Raw genomic sequence first — 558 nt, 5'->3', positions numbered from 1 at the left:
TGCGCCTAGGATTGCTTTGGCAGCCGGCTCGCTTGTTACTGTAATACGGTCAGCAACACGTGCATCTTGTACCGGAAGGCTTGTTTGTACAAATGTGTTGGACTGCGATTGGTTGATTTGGCCGGTTACATATACTTTTGATCCTACCGTGTTAACAGAATCGAAGACCAGTTTCAATTTACCTTTGTCAGCGCCTGTCTCTTGGATCGAACCTTTACCGTTCGTTACGCTGAAAGTAAAGCGATCTGCGTTATCCACGATGTCTTGTGCGCTTAATTTATTGCCATTCGCATCTGTTACGATCAGTGGTACATATACATCGGGGTCATTCGCTGCAAGCGTTACGGAAGACGTATCGAACTCTACTTTCGTAGCCAAGTTCGCCGCGCCTACGCTCACTGTTGCTGTTGCGGAAGATGAACCGCCGTAGATGTTAATCGTGTAGTCCGCTGTTTTATCTAATTTTGCTTTCAATTTCACTTGAATACGTGCATTGTCATTCTCGTCAAAGAGGTCACTAGCAGCAAGCGTTGAGCCCGCTTTTACAATTTCAAGGTT

General features: G+C 45.9%; 1 pseudogene. It reads right to left on the bottom strand.

The features are described from left to right. Nucleotides 1–558, bottom strand: a pseudogene (locus GC097_RS00495) (hypothetical protein); the annotation flags it as partial.

Origin of the sequence: Paenibacillus planticolens, from assembly GCF_013141725.1 — a bacterium.
GTDB lineage: Bacteria > Bacillota > Bacilli > Paenibacillales > NBRC-103111 > Paenibacillus_E > Paenibacillus_E planticolens.
Note: the sequence above shows the minus strand (reverse complement) of the source record. Positions and strands in the feature narration are given on the sequence as shown.